Genomic DNA, 21,474 nt, shown 5'->3' with positions numbered 1-21,474 from the left:
CCTATCAGTCAACTAACCCCGGCATAATATGCGCTGTTACCTGCTGCTTCTCAAGATCTACATCCAAAATACACTCATCAATAACCGGCAGAAGCACTTCTTTGCCATCCGGGCGCTTGACTTCGTACACGTCATTGGCTCCGGTCTGGATCACATCTGTCAGAACACCAAAGTCCTCGCCCTCATCTGTCACAACCCTCAGACCGATCAAATCACAGATAAAATATTCATTCTCCTCCAATTTCACTGCCTGATCTCTTGTGACAAGAAGATCTTTGCCTTTATAAGGCATCAATTCATCAATAGATGTAATTTCTTTGAACTTCAGAATAACCATCTGTTTAAAGAATTTGACACTTTCTATATGAAGCTCTTTGTATTCTCTGCCCGTATCGAGGATACAGGTCTTCAGCTTCTTAAAACGCTGTACATCATCTGTTGTAGGAAATATCTTAGCTTCTCCTCTCACACCGTGAGAAGATGAAATAACACCTACGCGCAAATATTTTTCCATCGTTTTCCTTCCTTATATAAAAACCGGGAAATCCCCATGAAAATGTTCCATATGATTTCAAATAAGCATCCAAGACACAAAAAGCCGCCGCATATTCCAAAAGGCTAAAGCCTCTCTAGAACAACCGCGACAGCTCCCAGTTTCTACTGCAATATTTCTACAATGACTTTCTTATCGTCCTTAGATGCTGCAGATTTGACAACAGTACGGATTGCTTTCGCAATACGCCCCTGTTTGCCAATAACTTTTCCCATATCATCAGGAGCCACTTTGAGCTCCAGAACGATAGACTTGTCAGTTACAGTTTCTGTAACGACAACTTCTTCCGGGTGATCTACAAGTGAAGTAGCAATAACTTCTACTAATTCTTTCATTACAGATTCCCCCACTGTAAATCAATTATTTAATGATGCCAGCGTTCTTGAAAAGTCTGCTAACGATTTCTGTTGGCTGAGCGCCTGTAGATAACCATTTCTGAGCGAGCTCTTCGTTAACCTTTACATCACATGGTTCAACGTTTGGATTGTAGTAACCGATCTCTTCGATGAATCTACCATCTCTTGGGGATCTGGAATCTGCTACGATGATTCTATAAAAAGGAGCCTTCTTCTGACCCATTCTTCTTAATCTGATTTTAACTGCCATTATCTTTCACCTCCTGAAAAAATTAATTATATACTAAAAGGAAATTTGAATTTTCCTCTTTTGCCTGCCTTAGGTAAACTTCCGCCAAACTGCTTCATCATCTTCTTCATCTGTTCAAGCATCTTGGCTAACTTGTTCACTTCACTGATATCCACACCTGCACCCTGAGCAATTCGCTTCTTACGGCTCGGATTGATCAAATCCGGATTCGCGCGTTCCTCCGGTGTCATGGAAAGAATAATTGCTTCGATCCGGCTGAACTGACTGTCGTCAACCTCCACATTCTTCAGCTGACTCCCTACACCCGGAAGCATGGAAAGCATATCTGCAATGCCGCCCATATTCTTTACCTGATTCAGCGACTCCAACAGATCATCATAACCAAAGGTTGCCTTCTTGATCTTCTGATTCAGTTCTCGCGCCTTGTCTTCATCAATCTGGCTCTGAGCTTTGTCGATCAATGTCAGGATATCACCCATACCAAGAATTCTTGATGCCATACGATCCGGATAAAACTGTTCAAGATCCGAAAGTTTCTCACCCATACCAACATAAAGAATCGGTTTACCTGTCACCGCTCTGATGGATAATGCCGCACCGCCTCGGGTATCGCCGTCCATCTTTGTCAGGATCACACCATCCAGTTCAATCTGTTCATTGAAGGACTTCGCAACATTGACTGCATCCTGACCTGTCATGGCATCCACAACAAATATTGTCTGGTCTACCTTGATAGCCTTCTGAATATTCGCCAGCTCTTCCATCATAGTCTCATCCACATGAAGTCGGCCAGCTGTATCGAGGATCACTACATTCAGGTCATTGCTCTTCGCATGTTCAATGGCTGCCTTGGCAATATCAACGGGATTCTGATAATCTCCCATAGAGAATACAGGTACTCCCTGCTTCTCACCATTCACCTGCAGCTGTTTGATGGCCGCCGGTCTGTATACATCACAGGCCACCAGCAGAGGCTTACGTCCCTTTGCTTTCAGCTTGCCTGCAATCTTCGCAGAAGTGGTCGTCTTACCTGCACCCTGAAGACCAGCCATCATAATGACTGTCAGTTCATTGCTGTTGTTCAGCTTGATCTCTGTGGTCTCACTGCCCATGAGAGCAACCATCTCTTCATTGACAATCTTAATGACCATCTGTCCGGGTGTCAGACTGTTCATTACATCCTGACCAACTGCCCGCTCTGTCACGGAGTTAATAAATTGCTTCACAACCTTAAAGTTAACATCCGCTTCAAGAAGTGCCATTTTAACCTCCTTCAGTGACGCTTTCACATCTGCTTCTGTTAAACGGCCTTTGCTTCTTAAATTTTTAAATACATTCTGCAATTTGTCCGATAAACTTTCAAATGCCATAGCTTCGCCTCCGGTTCTACAATTCTTCTACGATTGTATTGGACAGCACCTCAATCCTGTTAATACACTCTATCATCCTCTGATGATCTTCCTGATGCTCAAGGATCTCATTCGCATAATGATTGATCTCTTCGACGCGTTCCTTCGTATGGATAAATTTCGCAACAAGATGAAGCTTCGCTTCATATCCCTGCAGCTGTTTCCTGCAGCGTCTGACAATGTCATACACGCCCTGCCTGCTGATCTCACGATCCTCCGCGATCTCACTCAGGGACAAATCATTCAGAACAAAATCTTCATAGATCAGTTTCTGATGCTCTGTCAACAGCTCTCCATAAAAATCATAAAGCAACGCTTCTTCAATAAATCTCTCCATAAAACAGCACCACCTGTAAAGTACTTTTACTTTACAGGTGGTATTGTATCGCAGATACCCTCTATTTGTCAACAGTTTTTTTGAAAATTAATGCAATTCTTCTATTATCAATCATCACTGTCCATTTTATACCCCAAACCACGGACGGTTTTGATATACTTCGGGTTAGCCGGATCATCTTCAATCTTTGCCCGAATATTGGATATATGCACCATCATGGTTCGGTCATCATTCTCATAATATCTGCCGTTAATGCATTCACAGAGCTGCTCTTTTGTAAATACCCGCTTCGGCGACCGCATCAGTTTGGCCAGAATTTTTAATTCAGCTGAAGTCATAGAAAGAAGCCTGCCGTTTTTGTGCAGCGCAAAAGCTTCTGTATCCAATGTAAGTTCTCCTACCTTCAGGATCAATGCATTTTCCTGCTTGCCGGGACTGCCTCCGTATTCATAGTATCTTCTGAGCATTGCCCTGACATAGGCAATCACTTCAAGAGGATTAAAAGGTTTGGTAATATACGCATCGGCCCCCAGATTCAGACCGAGAATTTTATCCGAGTCCTCATTTTTGGCGGAAATAATGATAATCGGAAGATTATTTTCCTGTCGAATCGCTTTGATCAGTTCATATCCATTCATCTTTGACATCATAATATCTACCAAAACAATATCTGTTTTCCGATGCCGCAGCAGCTCCATAGCAGCCTCGCCGTCATTTGCTGAAATGACATTAAACCCATTGCTGTTTAAATACAACGTCAGTAATTCAACGATACTCTCATCATCTTCTGCTATCAGAACATTATATTCCATCTTTTGTCCTCTCCCGTCTGTTGTCTATTTGCCGGAAACTTTTTTCTCGTAACGTTTTAAATCTTTATTCCAAGACTGATACGCAGCATCCTGTCTGTGATCTGTAAACTCACCACACTGCTTAAAGTAAGTTCCCAGCCAGTCGGTCACTTTAACCGCACCGCTGTAATTCAAGTGATCGCCTTTATCACGGGTATCTGTCTCCCAGTCAATCTCCAGCTGATCCTGCAGCAAATTCATGTCAATGTAGGTCAAGCCGTTTTGATCTGCCAATTTCTGAATACCGTTATGTTTCGCGTAAGTCCAGTTGCTGATACTTGGTGTACTGACCAATATTAACTCAATATGATTCTTCTTACAGAGATTGATAATATTGTTCACATAATGACGATTTATTTTTGTAATATGCTTTGTCCTTTCCGTTGGCTTCATATATTCTTTGTTTTCTACACCATCAATTCGGTCTTCAAAGCGATAACCTTTGCTGTAGTTCGTATAGGTATATTGAACACTGCCTCCGAGATCACTGAACTTTAGATTTTTCCATCTGTCGTGATACCGGAACAGAGGAAAATAGTTTTCTGCCTTGGCCATAATTGCATTCTCAATGGAAGAATATCTGTAGATTGCATTTGTCTCCATTATAACATACTTTGGTGACTGATGTTTCAGTGCCTGTCTCAGAAATTTTTCCGATTCATAAAGATGCTGTGCATTTGTTCCGCAGACATACCCTGTATAACCATAGTCTTTCCATATCTGCATCGGCGTAAAAGAGCTGTGTGTCTCGCTGTCGCCAAGAATAATATAATCAATTGTATTTTCTTTTTCGCCAAGAATACCATTGGCCTGTACAGCCTCCATACCGGCTGCTCTGCTGTTATCCTTCGGTACAAAGATCACCGAAAGCACCGCAAAAAGGATGATCAGACCAACCATAAAAGAGATACAGCCAATGATATCTTTTGTCTTCTTATTCATTGTGTACCTCCTAAAATCCTGCATAGATCGGATCTACCGGCGTATAATTCATACCGTAAGCCCCGAAAATAATGCAGCATAAAATCAATCCATAGCATACCGCCCAACGGATAATTCTTCTTTTTGTTGACAGTAGCCTTCTCACGTTGGTGCCTTTTTCACTGACAACACTGACAGCAAATACAAAGAGCACTGCCAATGCAACAACAATGAAATCCAGCTTATCCATACCCAGAGAAAAGATGGTGCCATCCGTAAAAGAACACAGTGTAAACTGGGTCACCATTTTGTTGAACATACAAAATCCTGCCCTCAGACCTTCTGCTCTGAAAAACAGCTCACCGATGCATACAAGCAATGCAGTCCTGATCATTCTGAAAATTCTGTAAGGCCCCTCCTCACGTCTGATATGTATTTTCTCAAGAAATTCCCTGGTAAAAGGTTCCACAAAATTAGCTGCAACAATCAGCACAAGATGATACATACCAAAGAAAATATAATGCCATCCCGCACCATGCCACAGACCATTAAACAGCCAGACAACAAATAATGCCATCGTTCCTGCGATCAGCGGTCCGAAATGATTGCCGATCTTCTTTCTCGCCTTTGATGTCAGTTTCTTCAGAGGCTTTGACATGGACAATGGATAGAAGATATAATCTCTGAACCATGTACCAAGGGTAATATGCCAACGGGTCCAGAATTCCGAAATGCTCTTTGAGAAAAATGGATGTCTGAAATTCTCCGGCAGTACAACGCCAAACAATTCAGCACTGCCGATGACAACGTCCATCGTTCCCGAAAACTCCATATAAAGCTGACAAGTATAGGCAATGGCTGCCACAGCCATCATGCCGCCATCATAATCCGCATATCCCGTATACAATGTCTTGATCATAATATTGAGCCTATCCGCAATAATGATCTTTTTAAAAACACCATATAAGATTCTTTCTGTGCCGAATGTCAGGTTCTCAAGGGTGCTTCTTCTTCCTTCCCACAGCTGCTCAGCATCATCAGCATAACGGCAGATCGGACCTTCCATAATCGTTGGAAAAAACGCCATATAAAGGGCCAGACGTCCGAGATTTTTGTCCGCCTTTGTTGTCTCACGATAAACATCAAACACATAAGACATAGCCTGCATGGTATAAAAAGAAATGCCTATAGGCATCATAAGCTTCAATATCGGCACAGACAGGCCAACCCCTGCTGTCTGCAGAAGTGTATTAATATTTCTTCCAAAGAAACCGGAATACTTCAGCACAAGCAGTGTTCCCACATGCACACAGGCAGCAAAAAACACAATCCATCTCTGACGTCTGATGTAAAGTGCCTTTACTGCCTTTTTGCCCGATCGCTCTGTCTTGGCCAGCACGTCATTTCTTTCACTCTGGACGGCTGTTAACCACAATCCGATATGATGAATAGACACTGTGGATACAAGCAGAAATACCAGAAGCTTGCGGCTGATACTCCAAAAGAAAGCATAGCTGGCCAATAATAAAATGATCGGCCGGTACTTCTTCGGCAGCACATTATACACCAGCAGTACTGCAGGAAGAAATATCAGCAAATATAAAATTGATACATAGGAAGTCATTCCTAGCCCTCTTCCTGAAGTCTTTCAACCATTGCTGCAATTGCATCCACTGAATTGAAATTGGATGGAATAACCTCAACAGTAGGAATTGTCACGTCAAATTCATCTTCAAGTTCAGCCACTAATGAAAGGACATCCAGTGATGATAAAATATGGTCATCAATCAACGTCCTGCATGTTTCATAATCTGCCTCCGGCTGGATATCCTCTAAAATCTCAATAATCTGTTCTTTCATTATAATAATCTCCTTTCATTATATATGCAGCATTCATCGACTGCATTCTATTCCAATTCAATCCCATAAGGTCTTGTCATAGAATTTTTGTTTTGCTTCGCAGCTGTCTCCTATCCGTTATAAGAAGGGGTATTAAGCGGATCTGTATCAACAGCATCCCGAAGGATCTGAATTGTTCCATCCTCCCCACGAAGAAGAATCTTCGGAAGATCTCTGCTCAAAAACAGTGCAATGCCTTCTGTTGTGGAATAGGCACCTGTTTTTTCAAACACAACTACATCTCCCACACGAAGATTCCTGACCGGCATCTGCTTGACCAGTATATCATTGACCGTACACAGGGAACCGAATAAATTCCATTCCACTGTCTCACCCTCCTCTTTTTCAGGCAATACATGACAATACGGATGTTTCATGGCCATAGACTGTCCATAATAAACCAATTGATGGATACCGCCGTCTACAATGGCATAATTCTGCTTTTTATTCACTTTTGCATCTACAATAGATGTCATATAAGTGCCGCAGGATGCCGCAATACTTCTGCCAAGTTCAAATGTCAGCTTCACCCGGCTGGTCATCTCACCAAGCACCTCAGAAAATTCTGCCAAAAAGGCGATTTCATCAAAATCTTCACCCTGGAAATACGATACCGGCAACCCGGGGCCGAATTCCAGTTCCTTTACTTGAAAATCTTCTTCTGCTTCCAGGCGTTGGATAAATGCGTCAACATATGTCAGTTCTCGCTTAAGTTTCTTAATTGAGTTTTTCTGAGTTCCTGAAAAGAACTGAATGCCTTCGACTTCTACCCAGGCATTCTCCCGGCTCAGATGAATCACCTGAATCAAAACACTCTCATCCATACCGAACTGATTGCCGCTGGTAAGTCTGAGCAATAATTTGATCTTCATGCTGTATTTTTCTGCAAGTTCTGACAGCAACAGATACTGTTCCATGGACTCTGCCGTAAAAACACCAATCGACACGCCCTCTCTGAAAAGCATCTCCATAACAGCAGGTGTCTTATAAACACCTGATAAAACAACCTGTTCCATCGGAACATGCAGTCTTCGACAGATTGCAAGCTCACCGGGAGAACATACTTCAAAGCGTTCCACCTGTCCGCATAATTCCTTAATAATAAATGTATTGGCTTTCACCGCATAGCAGAGTGAAACATGCGCCGGAAGATGATTTTTTAAAAAGGCAACTCTCTTTTTCAACACATCCATATCAAAAATATGCATCGGCGTCTGATATTCCTCCGCCAATATCATCAGCTGTTCATCTGTCATCATGACCTCGCCCCCTTTGCGTGTTTCTCCATCAATGCTCTTCTGTCTGTCTTTCCGTTCTTTGTAAGAGGCATCTGTTCTACTTTTCTCAAAGCCCCCGGCACCATAAAGGGCGGTAAATTGCTGCTCATCAGATGATGCAGTTCTTTTTTCTCCATTTCGCCCATATAAAAGCCATACAGTTTTGATTTTTTCTCATCAAAAATACAGCAGGCTCTGCTGATGCCCTCAATATTCTCCATGGCACGTTCGATTTCCTCAAGTTCAATTCGATGTCCCATATATTTAACCTGGTAGTCTTTTCTGCCTCCGAAAAGGATTTCTCCCTGTTCGTTATAGCGTCCGAGATCTCCTGTTCTGTAAATCAGTTCCGGATAACAGTGATTTAGCGGATTCTGTACAAAGTGCTCTGCCGTCTGTTCCGGCATCCGATAATAACCAAGAGCCAGCGCCGTTCCCCGGACACAGATTTCACCGGCGATCCCCGGCTTTGTTACCTCCTGATTATTGTCATCCAGAAGGAAAACATGTTCATTCGGGAAAGCACAACCCACAGGTACACCTTCAGAATAATCTCTGTTTCTGTCAATCCTGTGATATGTACAATTGCATGTGATCTCCGTCGGACCATATAAATTAATAAAATCCGCTTCCGGCAAATGCTCCATCCAGGCTTTCAAATGCTTCGGCGGCATCACTTCCCCACTGAACAATACTTTTCTGACGCTCTCAGGTGTCCGGTAATCCAACCCATGAAAAATACTGATCAGACATAATGCGGATACTGCCCAGATCATTACTGTCACTTCGTTATCGCAAAGATAATCAAGCAGCGGTGCCGGCTGTGAAAATAACTGCTTCGGTACAATCACAAGTGTCGCTCCCATTTTCAGCGAAGAATAAATATCTTTGACGGATACATCGAAATCGAACGGTGCCTGATTGCCGATTCGATCCTCCGATGTTATACCAAACAATTCCGTAAAAATATCGATAAAATCCAAGACACTTCGATGGCTGACTACGACACCCTTCGGCTGTCCCGTGGAACCGGATGTGAAATTTGCATACAGCGGAGCTGTATCAATCGATTTTTCTCTTCTCCCTGTCAGCAGTATATCATTCACTTCTGTATCTGCCAGATCTTCCACCAGAAGAACCCTGTCCTCATCCAGGATCTGAGCAGCCAGTTCCCGATGCTCTCTGTCCGTCACAATATATTCTGATTGAAGAACCTGCTGCACCTGTTCCAATCTGGCCAGAGGAAGTTCAGGGTTCATCAGAACATAAAAACAGCCAGCCTGAACAATCCCAAGAAAAACAGCCAGCGTATCTGCCCCTTTCTCAGCCAGAACAGCAACCGGTTGTTCCTGCTTACAGCGGGCAGCAACTGCACTCCCGATTCTTCTGGATCGCATCGACAGCTCTCTATAATTATAAGCACAGATACCATCCGTCACAGCTGTTTTCTCCGGGAATCGTTCTGTACTTTCTTCCAAATATTCTAATATATTTCTCATTCTGCTCATTCTTTCAGGTACCAACTCCTTTCCTGTTCTTATATCCTATAAAATAACACTTCAGCCAGCCTTAATGAATTCTAAAGATTTCTTGATAAAACTCTGACATTTTTCTGAAGATAAAGAGGCATGCGGTCTATAATCATTAATCATTAGATTTAAACGGTGACTGTTCATCACAGGCCGCTCTCGCTGCCAGCACCTGTGTTAACAGTCACCGTTTAAATCTAATTTATCTGATGTTTATAGACCGCACGCTACTTTTCTTCTGCCGATGTAAAAAGGGCATCGACGAAAGAATCTGTGTCGAATTTCTGGAGGTCTTCGATTTTTTCACCGATTCCGATATATTTCACTGGTACACCAAGTTCTGCCTGAATGGCAATGGCAATACCGCCTTTTGCAGTACCGTCCAGTTTTGTCAGCACAATACCTGTAATGTCTGCTGTTTCTTTAAACTGTTTTGCCTGTACAAGGGCATTCTGGCCGGTTGTACCATCCAGTACGATTAGGTTCTCACGATAAGCTTCCGGATATTCCCGCTCAATGATACGGTTGATTTTCTTAAGCTCTTCCATAAGATTCTTCTTGTTGTGCAGTCGGCCTGCCGTATCACATAAAAGAATGTCAGCTTTTCTTGCTTTGGCTGCTGCAATGGCATCATAAATCACAGATGCAGGATCAGAACCTTCCTGGCCGGCAATGATATCCACACCAGCTCTATGTGACCATTCTGTCAGCTGTTCAATGGCTGCAGCTCTGAATGTATCGGCCGCTGCCAGAACAACTTTCCTGCCGGCTTTTTTGTACTGTCCTGCCAGTTTGCCAATGGTTGTTGTCTTACCGACGCCATTGACACCGATCACCAGTACAACGGATGTCTGATGTTCAAAGGCATACGCATCCTCATCAACCCGCATCTGTTCCTTGATTGTATCTGCCAGCAGCTGCTTGCATGCCTGAGGTTCCTTAATATGCTGTTCTTTGACTTTCTTTTTCAGCTCCTCAATGATATTCTCTGTCGTATGGATCCCAAGATCCGCCATCACAAGCACTTCTTCCAGCTCCTCATAAAAATCTTCATCGATGCTGGAGAAACCGGAGAAAATAGCATCAAAACCGGACATAATATTATTTCTTGTTTTTGTCAGCCCTTCCACAAGACGTGAAAAAAAGCCTTTCTTTTCTTCAGACATAAACTGCCTCCTTATTTTCCTAATTCATTTTCTATCAGATTTACAGAAACCAGAGTGGAAACACCCTTTTCCTGCATGGTAATACCATAAAGGACATCCGCTGTATTCATCGTTCCCCGTCTGTGAGTAATTACAATAAACTGTGTGTCCTTTGTCAGATTGTGCAGGTACTCTGCAAAGCGCTTGACATTGGCATCATCAAGTGCCGCCTCAATTTCATCCAGCAGGCAGAAGGGTGATGGTTTCAAACTCTGAATAGCAAATAGCAGTGCGATCGCCGTCAACGCTTTCTCTCCACCGGATAACTGCATCATATTCTGTAATTTTTTACCCGGCGGCTGTGCCGTAATAATAACACCTGTCTCCAGAAGATTTTCCGGGTCTGCCAGTTCAAGGGTTCCCTTGCCGCCTCCGAAAAGTAATTTGAATATACGATCAAATTCTTTGCGGATCTGCATAAACTTCTCCTGAAACTGCTTCTGCATGGAAATATTCAAATCTTCAATAATACTCGCAAGTTTACCTTCAGCTTCCACCATGTCATCATGCTGAGTCTTCATGGTCTCATACCGTTCAGCCACTGCCTTGTATTCTTCAATAGCATTGACATTGACATTGCCCAGTGCTTTAATCTCACCCTTAATGTCGGATGCCATCTTTTTCAATTTTGAAAGCGGCAATGTCTGCAATTCATCATCTGACAATTCTCTTGCTGTCTGATAGGTCAGACCATATTCCTCCCACATATAGCTGCTGAGCTGACTGCGGTTCTCTTCCAGTTTTTCTTTCTGACTTCCCAGCCTGAACTGTTCTCTGTCCAACCGGCTGATCGTTTCTGATAATTCTTCACGCTTCGCAAAAAATGATTTATGCTCCACGGCATATTGGCTGCGTTCATCCGTTTTTTGCTGAAGGATGGACTGACTCTCTGTCATTTTCTCCATCACCGCAGCAATCTGTGTATCCGTTTTTTCTATCTGTTCACGGATCTCAGTCTTTTCCTTTCCGAAAGCTGCCTTCTGTTCATGATAATCTGTCAGTTTTTGCTGAAGATGTTGGCCCTCACTGCGATTCTGTTCAATAGTCTTCCTGATAAAAGCTTTCTTCTGTACCTGATTGGCATAATGAATCCGCATATCTGCAGTCTGATTATTGAAGTTTCGCTCCTGCTCAGAAATTTCCTCCAGCTTTGCTGTCAAAGATGCAGTAAGTGCCTCTGCATTCTTCTTTTTTGTCTCAAGTTCAGTCAGCTGCTGAGCCAGCTGCTGCTTAAACTGTCTGATTTGTTCCTGCTGCGCTTTAATCTGCGCTGTCTCCCGACTGATATCCTGTATAGATTTTGCATGTTCACCACGGCTTTCATCCACCTGTTTCAGGCGGAGACGCACCGTATTCTGATGCAGCGTCAGCTTTGACTCTTCGGCGGTATTCTTCTCTATGGCTGCCTTATTGCTTTCTTTATCTGACTGCAACTGATTGATCTGCTGTTTCAATGAAGCTCCCTCTTTGCGAAGGCTTTCCACATGTTTTTGCAATTCCTCCATTTCTCGATGCCGTCCAAGCAAATTGCCTGTATTCTTATAAGCACCACCGGACAATGAACCGCCGGGATTTAAGGATTCTCCTTCAAGCGTAACAATTCTCAGGGAATACCGATATTTTTTTGCCAGGGCAAGGGCATTGTCAATTTGATCAACGATAAAAACTCTGCCCAGAAGATAATCTGCCAGATTGTCAAACTGACGTTCCACCTTAATCAGGTCGCTGGCCAGGCCGATCACACCTGCTTCACTGCAGATTCTGTCAGCATTGTCCGCCCTGCGTCCCCGGATACTCGTCAACGGCAGGAAAGTTGCACGTCCAAAACGATTTGTCTTCAGGAACCGGATCATGTTCTTGGCCGTCTGTTCATCATCCGTTACAATATTGGAAATACTGCCGCCGAGAGCTGTCTCAATGGCAATTTCATATTCTTTGCTGACATGGATAATATCTGCCACAACACCAATGATGCCTTTGTAATCATTCTTTCGTTCCATGATCTTACGAATACTGACGCCGTAACCATCATAACGCTCTGTAATATTCTTCAGTGTCTGATAGCGTGCAGATTCCTCGTGGAAAGATTTCTCTGCTGCATTAAAAGCATCTCTGCATTTCATCAGATCATCCGAAATCTTTGCTGCTCTTTTTTTGCAGGCCGCCTGTTCTGCCTGAATTCTCTCAAGCTCTATAGCAACGCCCTGTGCTTCCTTTTTGAAGGCTTCTACCAGCTCGCCTTCTGAAGATTCTTCACTCTGAAGAGCAATCAGCTTCTGATCCAACTCGGACTGTCTGATCTGCGTCTGTTCCTGCATCGTCTCATAACGCTGCATACGTCCTTTTATATTCGCTGTTTCATTCAGAAATTCGATAATATCACTATTCTGTGAATCAATCCGTTCCCTCAGGGATGTCACCATGCCGGACATCGCATGCAGTTCTTCTTCAGAACTGTTCTTGTGCTGCTCAAGATGCTTCAGCTCTTCTTCCAGTGTCTCCAGTTCCTTTTTATTGTCTTCTAAGAGCTGCTGCTTCTCCCCAAGGCTTTTCTGTGCATCTTCGATCAGCATATCAAACTGCTCTTCCTTACCGGCAATACCTTCCAGTTTTGATACAAAAACATTCCTGGTGCCTTCCAGCCGCTGCTTCTCCAATGCCTGTTGATTGCAGACCTCCTGATCCTCGGCAATCTTCTGATCGTACTGCTCCATCAGTGCTTCCATCTCTGCATAAGCACTCTTGATCTTTTCAAAATTTTCCTGAGAATCTTTCAACTGTGCACTGACAATATCTATTTTACCGTCAATATCTGCACTGTCCTTCTTCAGCTGATAAAAAGACATCAGATACATATTGGCATCATACTGCTTCAATGTGTCTCTGTGTTTGAGATAAATTCTGGCTGTCTCACTCTGTTTTGCAAGGGGACCCACCTGTTTCTCTAGTTCATACAAAATATCCCGCACTCTGCTGAGATTCTGCTGTTCCTCTGCCAGATTCTTCTCTGTCAATGCTTTTCGACGCTTATATTTGACAATTCCTGCTGCTTCATCAAAAAGCTCTCTTCTCTCTTCCGGTTTACCGCTGAGAATCTTGTCGATCTGCCCCTGTCCGATAATAGAATAGCCTTCCTTGCCGATACCTGTATCAAAAAACAGTTCCTGTACGTCCTTCAGTCTGCAGTTATGACCATTAATCTTGTATTCACTCTCGCCGGAACGATAGACACGCCTTGATACAGTCACTGTATCATATTCCACTGCCAGCTGATGATCCGAATTGTCCAGCGTAATGGCCACATAGGCAAACCCCAGCGGCTTTCTGCTCTCAGTACCGGAAAAAATAACATCTTCCATCCTGGAACCGCGCAGCTGCTTGGCACTTTGTTCACCAAGTACCCAGCGCACGGCATCCGCTACGTTACTCTTTCCGCTGCCGTTAGGCCCTACAATCCCCGTAATGCCTTTATGAAACTCAAACACCATCTTATTGGCAAAGGATTTAAAGCCCTGCACCTCTATACTTTTTAAAAACATATACTGTCCTCTAATGTTCCTGCTGATTCTTCAATGCAAGGATCGCATGATAAGCCGCTTCCTGCCCGGCAGCCTGCTTCGTTCTGCCGCTGCCCTGTCCGATAACGGTATCCCCGAGCTTCACCTGCATTACGAACATTCTGTTATGTTCCGGGCCTTTCATATCCACCACTTCATAAGTGATTGGATCTCTGTGGTTCTTCTGCAGTATCTCCTGCAAGATCGTCTTGCTGTCCTGGAACATCGCCTTATGCTCAATATCATTTAAAACATGGGTCATAATAAACTTGCTGGCCTTGTTAAGGCCGCCGTCAAGATAAATAGAACCAATCACGGCTTCCAGTGCATCAGACAAGATGGAGTCTCTGTTGCGGCCGCCTCCCATATCTTCACCTTTGCCAAGCATCAGATATTTTCCAAGGCCAATCTGTCTTGCACAATAGGCCAGTGTCGGCTCGCAGACAAGACTGGCTCTCTTCTTGCTCATCTGCCCCTCTGCCATATCCGGGAAATTCTTAAACAAAAAATCACTGGATACAATCTCAAGTACTGCATCACCCAGAAACTCCAGACGCTCATTATGATGGATCTTATGCAGTTTGTGTTCATTAGCATAAGAGCTATGGGTTACCGCTGTAAACAGCAGGTTTTCATCTTTAAACTGATAATCTATTTTTTGCTGCAGCTCTTTTAATAATGTATGATTTGCCATTCTTCTCCCTCTTCCTGTTCTGTAAAATAGCGTTTTCTATTCAGCCGCCGGTTTTTCCTCTGATCCTGCCGTCGTTTTTTTGTCTATTGTAATTGTCTCAGCAATCTTTCCCGAAATGTTCTGCTGCTTAAATGCAATGCACTGTAAAACAGACTGTTTGATTTCTTTGGCATTAGAACTGCCATGGCTCTTCACCACCAGTCCTTTCAGTCCCAGCATCGGCGCACCGCCGTATGCAGATGCATCAAAGGCTTTTAATGTTTTCTTCAAATCCTTTTTAATAAGAAGTGCACCAATCTTCGTTTTCAAAGAAGACATCATCGTTTCCTTGACCTTGCCCATCAATGCACCGGCCACCCCTTCATACATCTTCAGAATAACATTGCCCACAAAGGCTTCACAGACAATGACATCCGCATAGCCATTTGGAATCTCGCGTGCTTCAATACTGCCGATAAAATTAATATCTTTGCATTCCTTTAAAAGCGGATACGTCTGTTTGACAAGGGCATTGCCCTTTTCCTCTTCAATACCGATATTGACAATAGCGACGCGCGGATTCTTCCGGCCCATAATATTCTCCATATAGATAGAACCCATTTTTGCAAATTGCACCAGATTGGAAGGCTTCGCATCCACATTGGCACCACAGTCAATCAGCAAAGAAAAACCTTTTGTTGTCGGGATCAGCGGTGCCAGTGCCGGTCTCTCAATCCCTCTGATACGTCCGATCAGCACCTGACTTCCCACAAGTACTGCGCCTGTACTTCCCGCAGAAACAAATGCATCTGCTTTTCCTTCCCTGACAAGTCTCTGTGAGACAACAATAGAAGAATCTTTCTTCTTCTTGATGGCAACCGTCGGTGCTTCATTATTCGTGATCACTTCAGATGCATGAATCACCTGAAGCCGTTCCTTGTCATACTGTGCCCCTGCCAGACACTTTTCAACTGTTTTCTGATCACCCACCAACAGTACTTCGATTTCCTTACTTGCATTCAATGCGTCCACTACACCCTGTACAACTGCTTCAGGTGCATTGTCACCGCCCATGGCGTCTACAGCCACTCTTACCAATTCACTCATTGCCTATTTCCTTCCTGTTTAATTAAACCATCCCTTAATTGTCTCTATAATCTGCTGAAGAAGGCCTCTTGCTTCTTCTGTATCGATGTGGATCTTACTGATATCAAACCCCATGTCCTTCAACGTATCATAGGCTGCCTGAGCCTGACTCTTCAAAGAGCCCAGATCAAGATGAAGTCCACCTAATTTTTCCAGAAGTGATTTCAGCTGATTAAACTGATCTTCATTCAATGTGATCTCAAACTTATTGGCTGCATCATTGATAATCTGATCCAGATCTTTATCTTTATTGTCACTATTGGCAATCTGCTCTTTCAGATAAGCAACCATGCCTTCAATCTTTTCATTGTCCGCATCCGTGCCATCCTCAAGACTTCCTGTTGTCACCATTTCATCCACAGCCGCATCCACAACATCTTCATCCACAGTCTCACCTGTCATCTCTGAATAAGCTTTTAATGCACCTACCAATGCAGCTGTACCGGATACATTGAAAGGACCGGCTACTACAACATTCACATCTTCCACCCCTGCCGTTGCCAGTGCATTGGCATACATACCTGTTGTACAGTAAATAACATTCTTTGTTGTCACATTGATGCCGCTGCCTTTCTTGCCTTCCGTGATCAATACAGAGGACCAGGCTTGATTTCCAATCTGTGAACTTGAAATATAGCTGTCAAGATACTGATGTTCTTCCTGATTCGTGACATAAACCACTTTATAATTATCAAGATCCTTCTCATCTACACCGAAAAGCGCCAGCACCTTCGCCTTCTCATCACTGGTAAGATCGGCCCCTAACGATATATAGCCGCCCGAAAAACTTCCGGCATAGGCTTTTTCTGCACCGCAGAACACAACGGCAGATATTGCCATCAACATAACCATCAGCATTGATACATATTGTTTTATTTTCTTACGCATATGTTATCCTCCTTACAAAACAAAATCAGCCTGTTTTTATCAAGTTTCAAATATCCTGCGCACTGACGCCGGCATACACCTTAATATAGTACCATAATTTTTCAGAAAATACAGCCTTTTTTATCAGACAACCATCCCCATGTGCCTGAGAGTACAAAAAAAAGACTCCGAAGAGTCTCTTTTCTGACGGTTGCAGTATATGATTACTGAACTTTAACAACTTCTTTTTTATTGTAAGCTCCGCAAGCTTTGCAGACTCTATGAGGCATTACTAAAGCACCACATTTGCTGCATTTGGATAATGAAGGAACAGACATCTTCCAGTTAGCTCTACGGCTGTCTCTTCTAGCTTTTGATGATTTATTCTTTGGACAAATAGACATGGTTTACACCTCCTTAAAATTATTAAAAATATCCCGGATAGCTGACATTCTTGGGTCTAATGATGCACGGTCACAGCCGCACTCACCCTCATTTAAGTTCTTCCCACATTTCAGACATAAACCCTTGCAGTCTTCCCTGCAAAGTGTCTTCATCGGAAAACGCATTAAAATCTCGTTGTAAACGAATCTGTCTACATCCAGAGAGCTTTCTTCCATAAAACTGGTTTCATCCAGGTCGTCCAACTGCTCCGCCTTCAGCTTCTCAAAGTCCACCTTCTGACTGAAATCAAAATCCAGTCGCGTCGGAACAGATGTCAGACATCTGCTGCACGGTATATCGATTGTAACATCCACATGGCCGGAAAAATTCACGACACTGTGGCCCTCATTCTGAGCCTTCAGTTCCACCGGACTCTTCCGGATAAATTCATAACGCTCGCCATCCAGACAAAATGCTTCCATCTCAATCTCCGGCGAAAACCTCTGTACCTTATAATCAGTTGATATTATTTCAGATATATTGATTTGCATAGATATCTCCTAAGTTTCATACCTTTGTAATTATACATATGAATGTATTATTTGTCAACAGTAAATTTGAATTTGTGTCAAGTATTATTACTTGACAGCTTGGATAAGTCTCGATTTTTATGATTTTTCCGCTTGTTTTTTCCACCAAAGTCCCTATAATAGTACCTATAAAATAAAAAAGACTGGAGATTTTTATGATGATTGCAGCAGTTATCGCCGAATACAATCCTTTTCATAACGGACATGCTTATCAACTCAAAGAGATCCGCAGACAGACCGGGGCAGATCTGATCCTGGTCATGATGAGCGGCGATTTTGTTCAGCGAGGGGCTCCGTCCTGCGTTGACAAATACGCCCGATGTCGGATGGCCCTGGCTGCCGGTGCAGATATGGTCTGTGAACTTCCGGTTTACGGTGCCATCGGCAGCGCAGAAATCTTTGCAGAGTCAGCAGTCTCTCTCTTAAATCGTCTTGGATGCATCGATTATCTCTGCTTCGGTGCAGAGACCATCGCTCCCTCTTTATTTGATGCCATCATTCCAATATTGTCCGACGAACCGGATGAATATAAAGCATTTCTGCAGGCCGGATTAAAAACCGGCATGAACTTTCCAGCTGCCAGAAGCCGGGCTCTGTGTTCCATTCTCGGTGATGCACAATGCAGCGACATTCTGAATCAGCCCAATAATATTCTGGCCATAGAATATATGAAAGCTTTATACAAATCCGGAAGTACAATCCGTCCATTTCCCATCAGACGCAGTGGTGCCGGCTATCACAGCACAGATACTGACGTCGGTTTTTGTTCCGCCACAGCCATCCGCCGTCAATTATCCAAAAACCTTTTCTCCCCCGAGGTGGTCATCCGTGCGCTGGACATACCAGATACCTCTAAGGCGATCCTTCAGGACTATCTGGCAGACTATCCGGTACTGACACGCAATGATTTTTCGGATATTCTGGCCGCACACCTTCTGGATACCCGGACCAGTCTGACGAACTATACAGATATCACCCCGGATCTTGCCAACCGTATTGACAGTTTTAGATATCAGTTTTTATCCGTGGAACAATTTATGACACTTTTGTCTGCCAGAAACCTTACCGCCACCCGTATTGGCAGATGCCTTTTTCATATTATTCTGGAGCACAGAAAAAGTCATCTGGATACATGGAAAGCACACCAATATGCCGGTTATTTGCGTGTTCTCGGTTTCAAAAAATCTTCCGGACGCCTATGGAAAGCCATCGACCCGACTTTCAGAGACTGCATGATCACCCGGACTTCTGAAGTCAGCGGCCGCCTGTCCGAGATCGGATATGCATCTTATGAAGCTGAACTCTATGCATCCCGGCTTTATCGGCAGATACTCAGAAATCGTTCCCTGAAAAATTTGCCTGACATTACATCTGAACCTGTTATTCTCATTTAACAGACTGCAGAAATCCCGGACACATAATTCCATTGTCTTTCGGCATATATATACTATAACAATCAAAGGACTTTTAGAGATGACAGCCATAAAAAATCAAATACAGATGTTTTTTCTTTTAGCCTTGATTATTTTTCTCATTATTTTTGCTCCCCAGGCAGCCACCGGTGCCAAAAACGGTCTCCTGCTCTGGTTTAACAACGTACTGCCGGTTCTTTTTCCATTTTCATTCCTGCTTCAGATCATCATGTCAGCCGACACGCTGGCCGGTATCAGCAGGCATGCCGGCTTTCTGACCCGCAGACTGCTTCATTTATCACCCTTTTGCAGTTTCTGTATACTGGCCGGTTTTTTGTGTGGTTTTCCGATGGGTGCCGTGACAACATCCCAGGCTCTTGAGAATAAACAGATCACCCGGGATGAGGCCCAGCTTCTGTCCGCTGTCTGTAATCATGCCAGTCCCATGTTTCTGACCGGTTATATTCTCCACCAAGTGCTTTCGGACCCACCCTTTCAACACTGTCTCATACTGATTTTCTACATCAGCCCTTTTCTCTGGCTATGGATCCGGTGCTGCATGCTCCACCATTTCCACCGTCTTTCACCATTGGCAGAAAGCAATCTTCTATCTGTCAGTCACAGTACAATTCCTTTCAGAAAAATTCTTTTAAATAGTTCGGAACTCATGCTGAGAATCGGCGTATGCATGATGTTTTTTGCTATTTTTCAGGAGCTGATCCATATTCTGCCCTTTATCAGTCATTCTGCAGCGGCTGTTCTCGCCCTCCTGCTTGAAATCACAAGCGGTACCTCTGCTCTCAGCACACTTCCATGGCCTGAGGAAATAAAAACATCCCTGATCATGGGCGGTACTGCATTCGGCGGTTTATGCATTGCCTTTCAGACATATCCGCTTCTGCATGCCAAAAAGCTGTCCTTCATTCAGTATATGGCAGACAAAAGCGCTGTCGGCATCATTACCGCAGCGCTTGTATGGCTTCTGTATCAAATTATATGAAACAGGCAATTAGTCAATGTCATCGTAATCGTCGTCATCATACTCGTCATCGTCGATTTCTTCTTCGTCTTCCTCTTCGATGGCTTTTTCCTTCTTCGGTTCCTCAAGAATCGGCTGAACTTCTTCCTTGTCTTCTTCAGCTTCATCGTAACCCGTCACATCGGAGACATTGTCTTCCTCATCATCCTCAACCTCAGGAAGTTCATCTGCAGGTTCAGGCTGCTTCTCATTCAGCTGTGAAACCAGGGCTTCATTGTTGCTGACAAGAATATTCAGATTCTCTGAAAGGCCGTTGATCAGTCCTTCTGAATTCGTCTTTGCAATATCAAGGGATCTCTGTACAACTTCCTGAATATTACCAATAAGGCTTTGTGTATAAGAAAGTGCGCTCATACGCATCTCTTCTGCATTCTGATTGGCCGCTGCAACAATCTCTTCTGCCTGTGCATTGGCTGCATTAATTGTCTGCTCTGCCTTCTCATAAGCTTTCAGCATAATCTCATGCTCTTCAACCAGAGCATTTGCGTAATTTGTTGTCTCTTCAATCATCTGTTCTGCCTGAGCCTGAGCATCGCTGATAATCTTGTCTTTCTGAGCGATAATCTTCTGATAACGCTTAATTTCATCCGGTGTCTTCAGGCGCAGTTCTGTGAGTAATTCATACAGCTGCTCTTTCTGTACAATAATCTTTGATTGTGAAAAAGGTGCCGGTTTACATCCTTCTACATATTCTTCTATTTCATCAATCAATTGCTCAATTCTGCTCATTTTCATTCTCCTTCGAATCTAACTTTTCATCTAACATCTGAGAAATATACGGAGGCACAAAAAGACTGACATCACCATGATATCTCGCCAGTTCACGTACCGCACTGGAACTCAGATAGGAATATTCAACATTAGTTACCAAAAACAAAGTATCCAGATGTGGACGGACAGCTCTGTTGGCCTGTGCCCACTGCAATTCATATTCAAAATCAGTTACTGCTCTCAGCCCCCTGACAATAATCTTCGCATTACAGGCATCTGCAAAATCAATCAGCAGCCCTGCAAAAGAGGTTACTTCGACATTCGGTATGTCTTTTGTCACTTCCTTTAACATCTTAACACGTTCTTCAACAGAAAACAACGGTGTTTTTGAGCTGTTGCTTAAAACGCCGATAATCAGCTTATCGACCATCTTTGCAGATCTCTTAATAATATCAATATGTCCATATGTGACCGGATCAAAACTGCCCGGATAAATTGCTGTTCTCAT

22 protein-coding genes are annotated in these 21,474 nt (G+C 43.5%); 2 read left to right on the top strand and 20 right to left on the bottom strand.

Annotated features, from left to right (window positions below; genetic code table 11):
• Positions 1 to 4: 4 nt before the first annotated feature.
• From rimM to HED67_RS03185, 18 genes are all read right to left on the bottom strand, one after another.
• Positions 5 to 514, bottom strand: a complete 510-nt coding sequence (rimM, locus tag HED67_RS03270; RefSeq protein WP_178441768.1) for a ribosome maturation factor RimM — start codon at positions 512 to 514, stop codon at positions 5 to 7.
• A gap of 143 nt (positions 515 to 657) precedes the next feature.
• Complete coding sequence (locus HED67_RS03265; RefSeq protein WP_015514057.1) at positions 658 to 888, bottom strand: KH domain-containing protein; 231 nt, start codon at positions 886 to 888, stop codon at positions 658 to 660.
• A 25-nt stretch (positions 889 to 913) separates the two neighbouring features.
• A complete protein-coding gene (gene rpsP / locus HED67_RS03260) occupies positions 914 to 1,159 on the bottom strand; it encodes a 30S ribosomal protein S16 (protein WP_178441769.1) in 246 nt (81 codons plus the stop codon).
• Positions 1,160 to 1,185: 26 nt separating this feature from the next.
• Positions 1,186 to 2,529: a signal recognition particle protein gene (gene ffh / locus HED67_RS03255; protein ID WP_221717502.1), complete on the bottom strand. Its 1,344-nt coding sequence runs from the start codon at positions 2,527 to 2,529 to the stop codon at positions 1,186 to 1,188.
• Between the two features lie 16 nt (positions 2,530 to 2,545).
• Positions 2,546 to 2,905, bottom strand: a complete 360-nt coding sequence (gene ylxM, locus HED67_RS03250) for a YlxM family DNA-binding protein (RefSeq protein WP_178441771.1) — start codon at positions 2,903 to 2,905, stop codon at positions 2,546 to 2,548.
• Positions 2,906 to 3,012: 107 nt separating this feature from the next.
• Positions 3,013 to 3,717 (bottom strand): response regulator transcription factor, encoded by a 705-nt coding sequence (locus HED67_RS03245; RefSeq protein ID WP_178441772.1) that lies wholly within the window; start codon positions 3,715 to 3,717, stop codon positions 3,013 to 3,015.
• Between the two features lie 24 nt (positions 3,718 to 3,741).
• Positions 3,742 to 4,698, bottom strand: a complete 957-nt coding sequence (locus HED67_RS03240) for a hypothetical protein (protein ID WP_221717501.1) — start codon at positions 4,696 to 4,698, stop codon at positions 3,742 to 3,744.
• A gap of 10 nt (positions 4,699 to 4,708) precedes the next feature.
• Positions 4,709 to 6,301: an MBOAT family O-acyltransferase gene (locus HED67_RS03235; RefSeq protein WP_221717500.1), complete on the bottom strand. Its 1,593-nt coding sequence runs from the start codon at positions 6,299 to 6,301 to the stop codon at positions 4,709 to 4,711.
• Between the two features lie 2 nt (positions 6,302 to 6,303).
• On the bottom strand, positions 6,304 to 6,537 hold the full coding sequence (locus HED67_RS03230) for an acyl carrier protein (protein WP_178441775.1): 234 nt from the start codon (positions 6,535 to 6,537) through the stop codon (positions 6,304 to 6,306).
• A 110-nt stretch (positions 6,538 to 6,647) separates the two neighbouring features.
• On the bottom strand, positions 6,648 to 7,835 hold the full coding sequence (locus HED67_RS03225) for a diaminopimelate decarboxylase family protein (protein ID WP_221717499.1): 1,188 nt from the start codon (positions 7,833 to 7,835) through the stop codon (positions 6,648 to 6,650).
• The gene (locus tag HED67_RS03220; protein WP_178441777.1) at positions 7,832 to 9,361 is read right to left on the bottom strand and encodes an amino acid adenylation domain-containing protein; all 1,530 of its coding nucleotides are present in this window, start codon (positions 9,359 to 9,361) and stop codon (positions 7,832 to 7,834) included. Before HED67_RS03220 ends, HED67_RS03225 begins: the two co-directional genes overlap by 4 nt.
• Positions 9,362 to 9,609: 248 nt before the next feature.
• Positions 9,610 to 10,548 carry a signal recognition particle-docking protein FtsY gene (gene ftsY / locus HED67_RS03215; protein WP_221717498.1) on the bottom strand — a complete coding sequence of 313 codons (939 nt, stop codon included), beginning with the start codon at positions 10,546 to 10,548 and terminating at the stop codon, positions 9,610 to 9,612.
• Positions 10,549 to 10,559: 11 nt separating this feature from the next.
• Positions 10,560 to 14,126 carry a chromosome segregation protein SMC gene (smc, locus tag HED67_RS03210; protein ID WP_221717497.1) on the bottom strand — a complete coding sequence of 1,189 codons (3,567 nt, stop codon included), beginning with the start codon at positions 14,124 to 14,126 and terminating at the stop codon, positions 10,560 to 10,562.
• 10 nt (positions 14,127 to 14,136) lie between these two features.
• On the bottom strand, positions 14,137 to 14,838 hold the full coding sequence (gene rnc / locus HED67_RS03205; RefSeq protein ID WP_178441780.1) for a ribonuclease III: 702 nt from the start codon (positions 14,836 to 14,838) through the stop codon (positions 14,137 to 14,139).
• A 36-nt stretch (positions 14,839 to 14,874) separates the two neighbouring features.
• A complete protein-coding gene (gene plsX, locus HED67_RS03200; protein ID WP_221717496.1) occupies positions 14,875 to 15,924 on the bottom strand; it encodes a phosphate acyltransferase PlsX in 1,050 nt (349 codons plus the stop codon).
• 18 nt (positions 15,925 to 15,942) lie between these two features.
• Positions 15,943 to 16,851, bottom strand: a complete 909-nt coding sequence (locus HED67_RS03195) for a DUF1002 domain-containing protein (RefSeq protein ID WP_221717495.1) — start codon at positions 16,849 to 16,851, stop codon at positions 15,943 to 15,945.
• A 203-nt stretch (positions 16,852 to 17,054) separates the two neighbouring features.
• Positions 17,055 to 17,234, bottom strand: a complete 180-nt coding sequence (gene rpmF, locus HED67_RS03190) for a 50S ribosomal protein L32 (protein ID WP_015514042.1) — start codon at positions 17,232 to 17,234, stop codon at positions 17,055 to 17,057.
• Positions 17,235 to 17,237: 3 nt separating this feature from the next.
• Positions 17,238 to 17,765 (bottom strand): YceD family protein, encoded by a 528-nt coding sequence (locus tag HED67_RS03185; RefSeq protein WP_221717494.1) that lies wholly within the window; start codon positions 17,763 to 17,765, stop codon positions 17,238 to 17,240.
• Positions 17,766 to 17,959: 194 nt separating this feature from the next.
• Between HED67_RS03185 and HED67_RS03180 the strand changes: the two genes are divergently transcribed.
• Both HED67_RS03180 and HED67_RS03175 read left to right on the top strand, forming a co-directional pair.
• Positions 17,960 to 19,198 carry a tRNA(Met) cytidine acetate ligase gene (locus HED67_RS03180; RefSeq protein WP_221717493.1) on the top strand — a complete coding sequence of 413 codons (1,239 nt, stop codon included), beginning with the start codon at positions 17,960 to 17,962 and terminating at the stop codon, positions 19,196 to 19,198.
• 79 nt (positions 19,199 to 19,277) lie between these two features.
• Positions 19,278 to 20,216, top strand: a complete 939-nt coding sequence (locus tag HED67_RS03175; protein WP_221717492.1) for a hypothetical protein — start codon at positions 19,278 to 19,280, stop codon at positions 20,214 to 20,216.
• Between the two features lie 9 nt (positions 20,217 to 20,225).
• On the opposite strand, the gene HED67_RS03170 is transcribed toward HED67_RS03175, so the two are convergent.
• Both HED67_RS03170 and coaD read right to left on the bottom strand, forming a co-directional pair.
• Positions 20,226 to 20,984, bottom strand: coding sequence for a hypothetical protein (locus HED67_RS03170; RefSeq protein ID WP_221717491.1), 759 nt, complete (start codon positions 20,982 to 20,984; stop codon positions 20,226 to 20,228).
• Positions 20,971 to 21,474, bottom strand: a complete 504-nt coding sequence (gene coaD / locus HED67_RS03165) for a pantetheine-phosphate adenylyltransferase (RefSeq protein WP_178441787.1) — start codon at positions 21,472 to 21,474, stop codon at positions 20,971 to 20,973. Before coaD ends, HED67_RS03170 begins: the two co-directional genes overlap by 14 nt.

The sequence above is a fragment of the Pseudocoprococcus catus genome, from assembly GCF_019734885.1.
In the GTDB taxonomy this organism is placed as follows: Bacteria; Bacillota; Clostridia; order Lachnospirales; family Lachnospiraceae; genus Coprococcus_A; species Coprococcus_A catus.
This window is presented reverse-complemented; position numbering and strand designations above follow the sequence as displayed.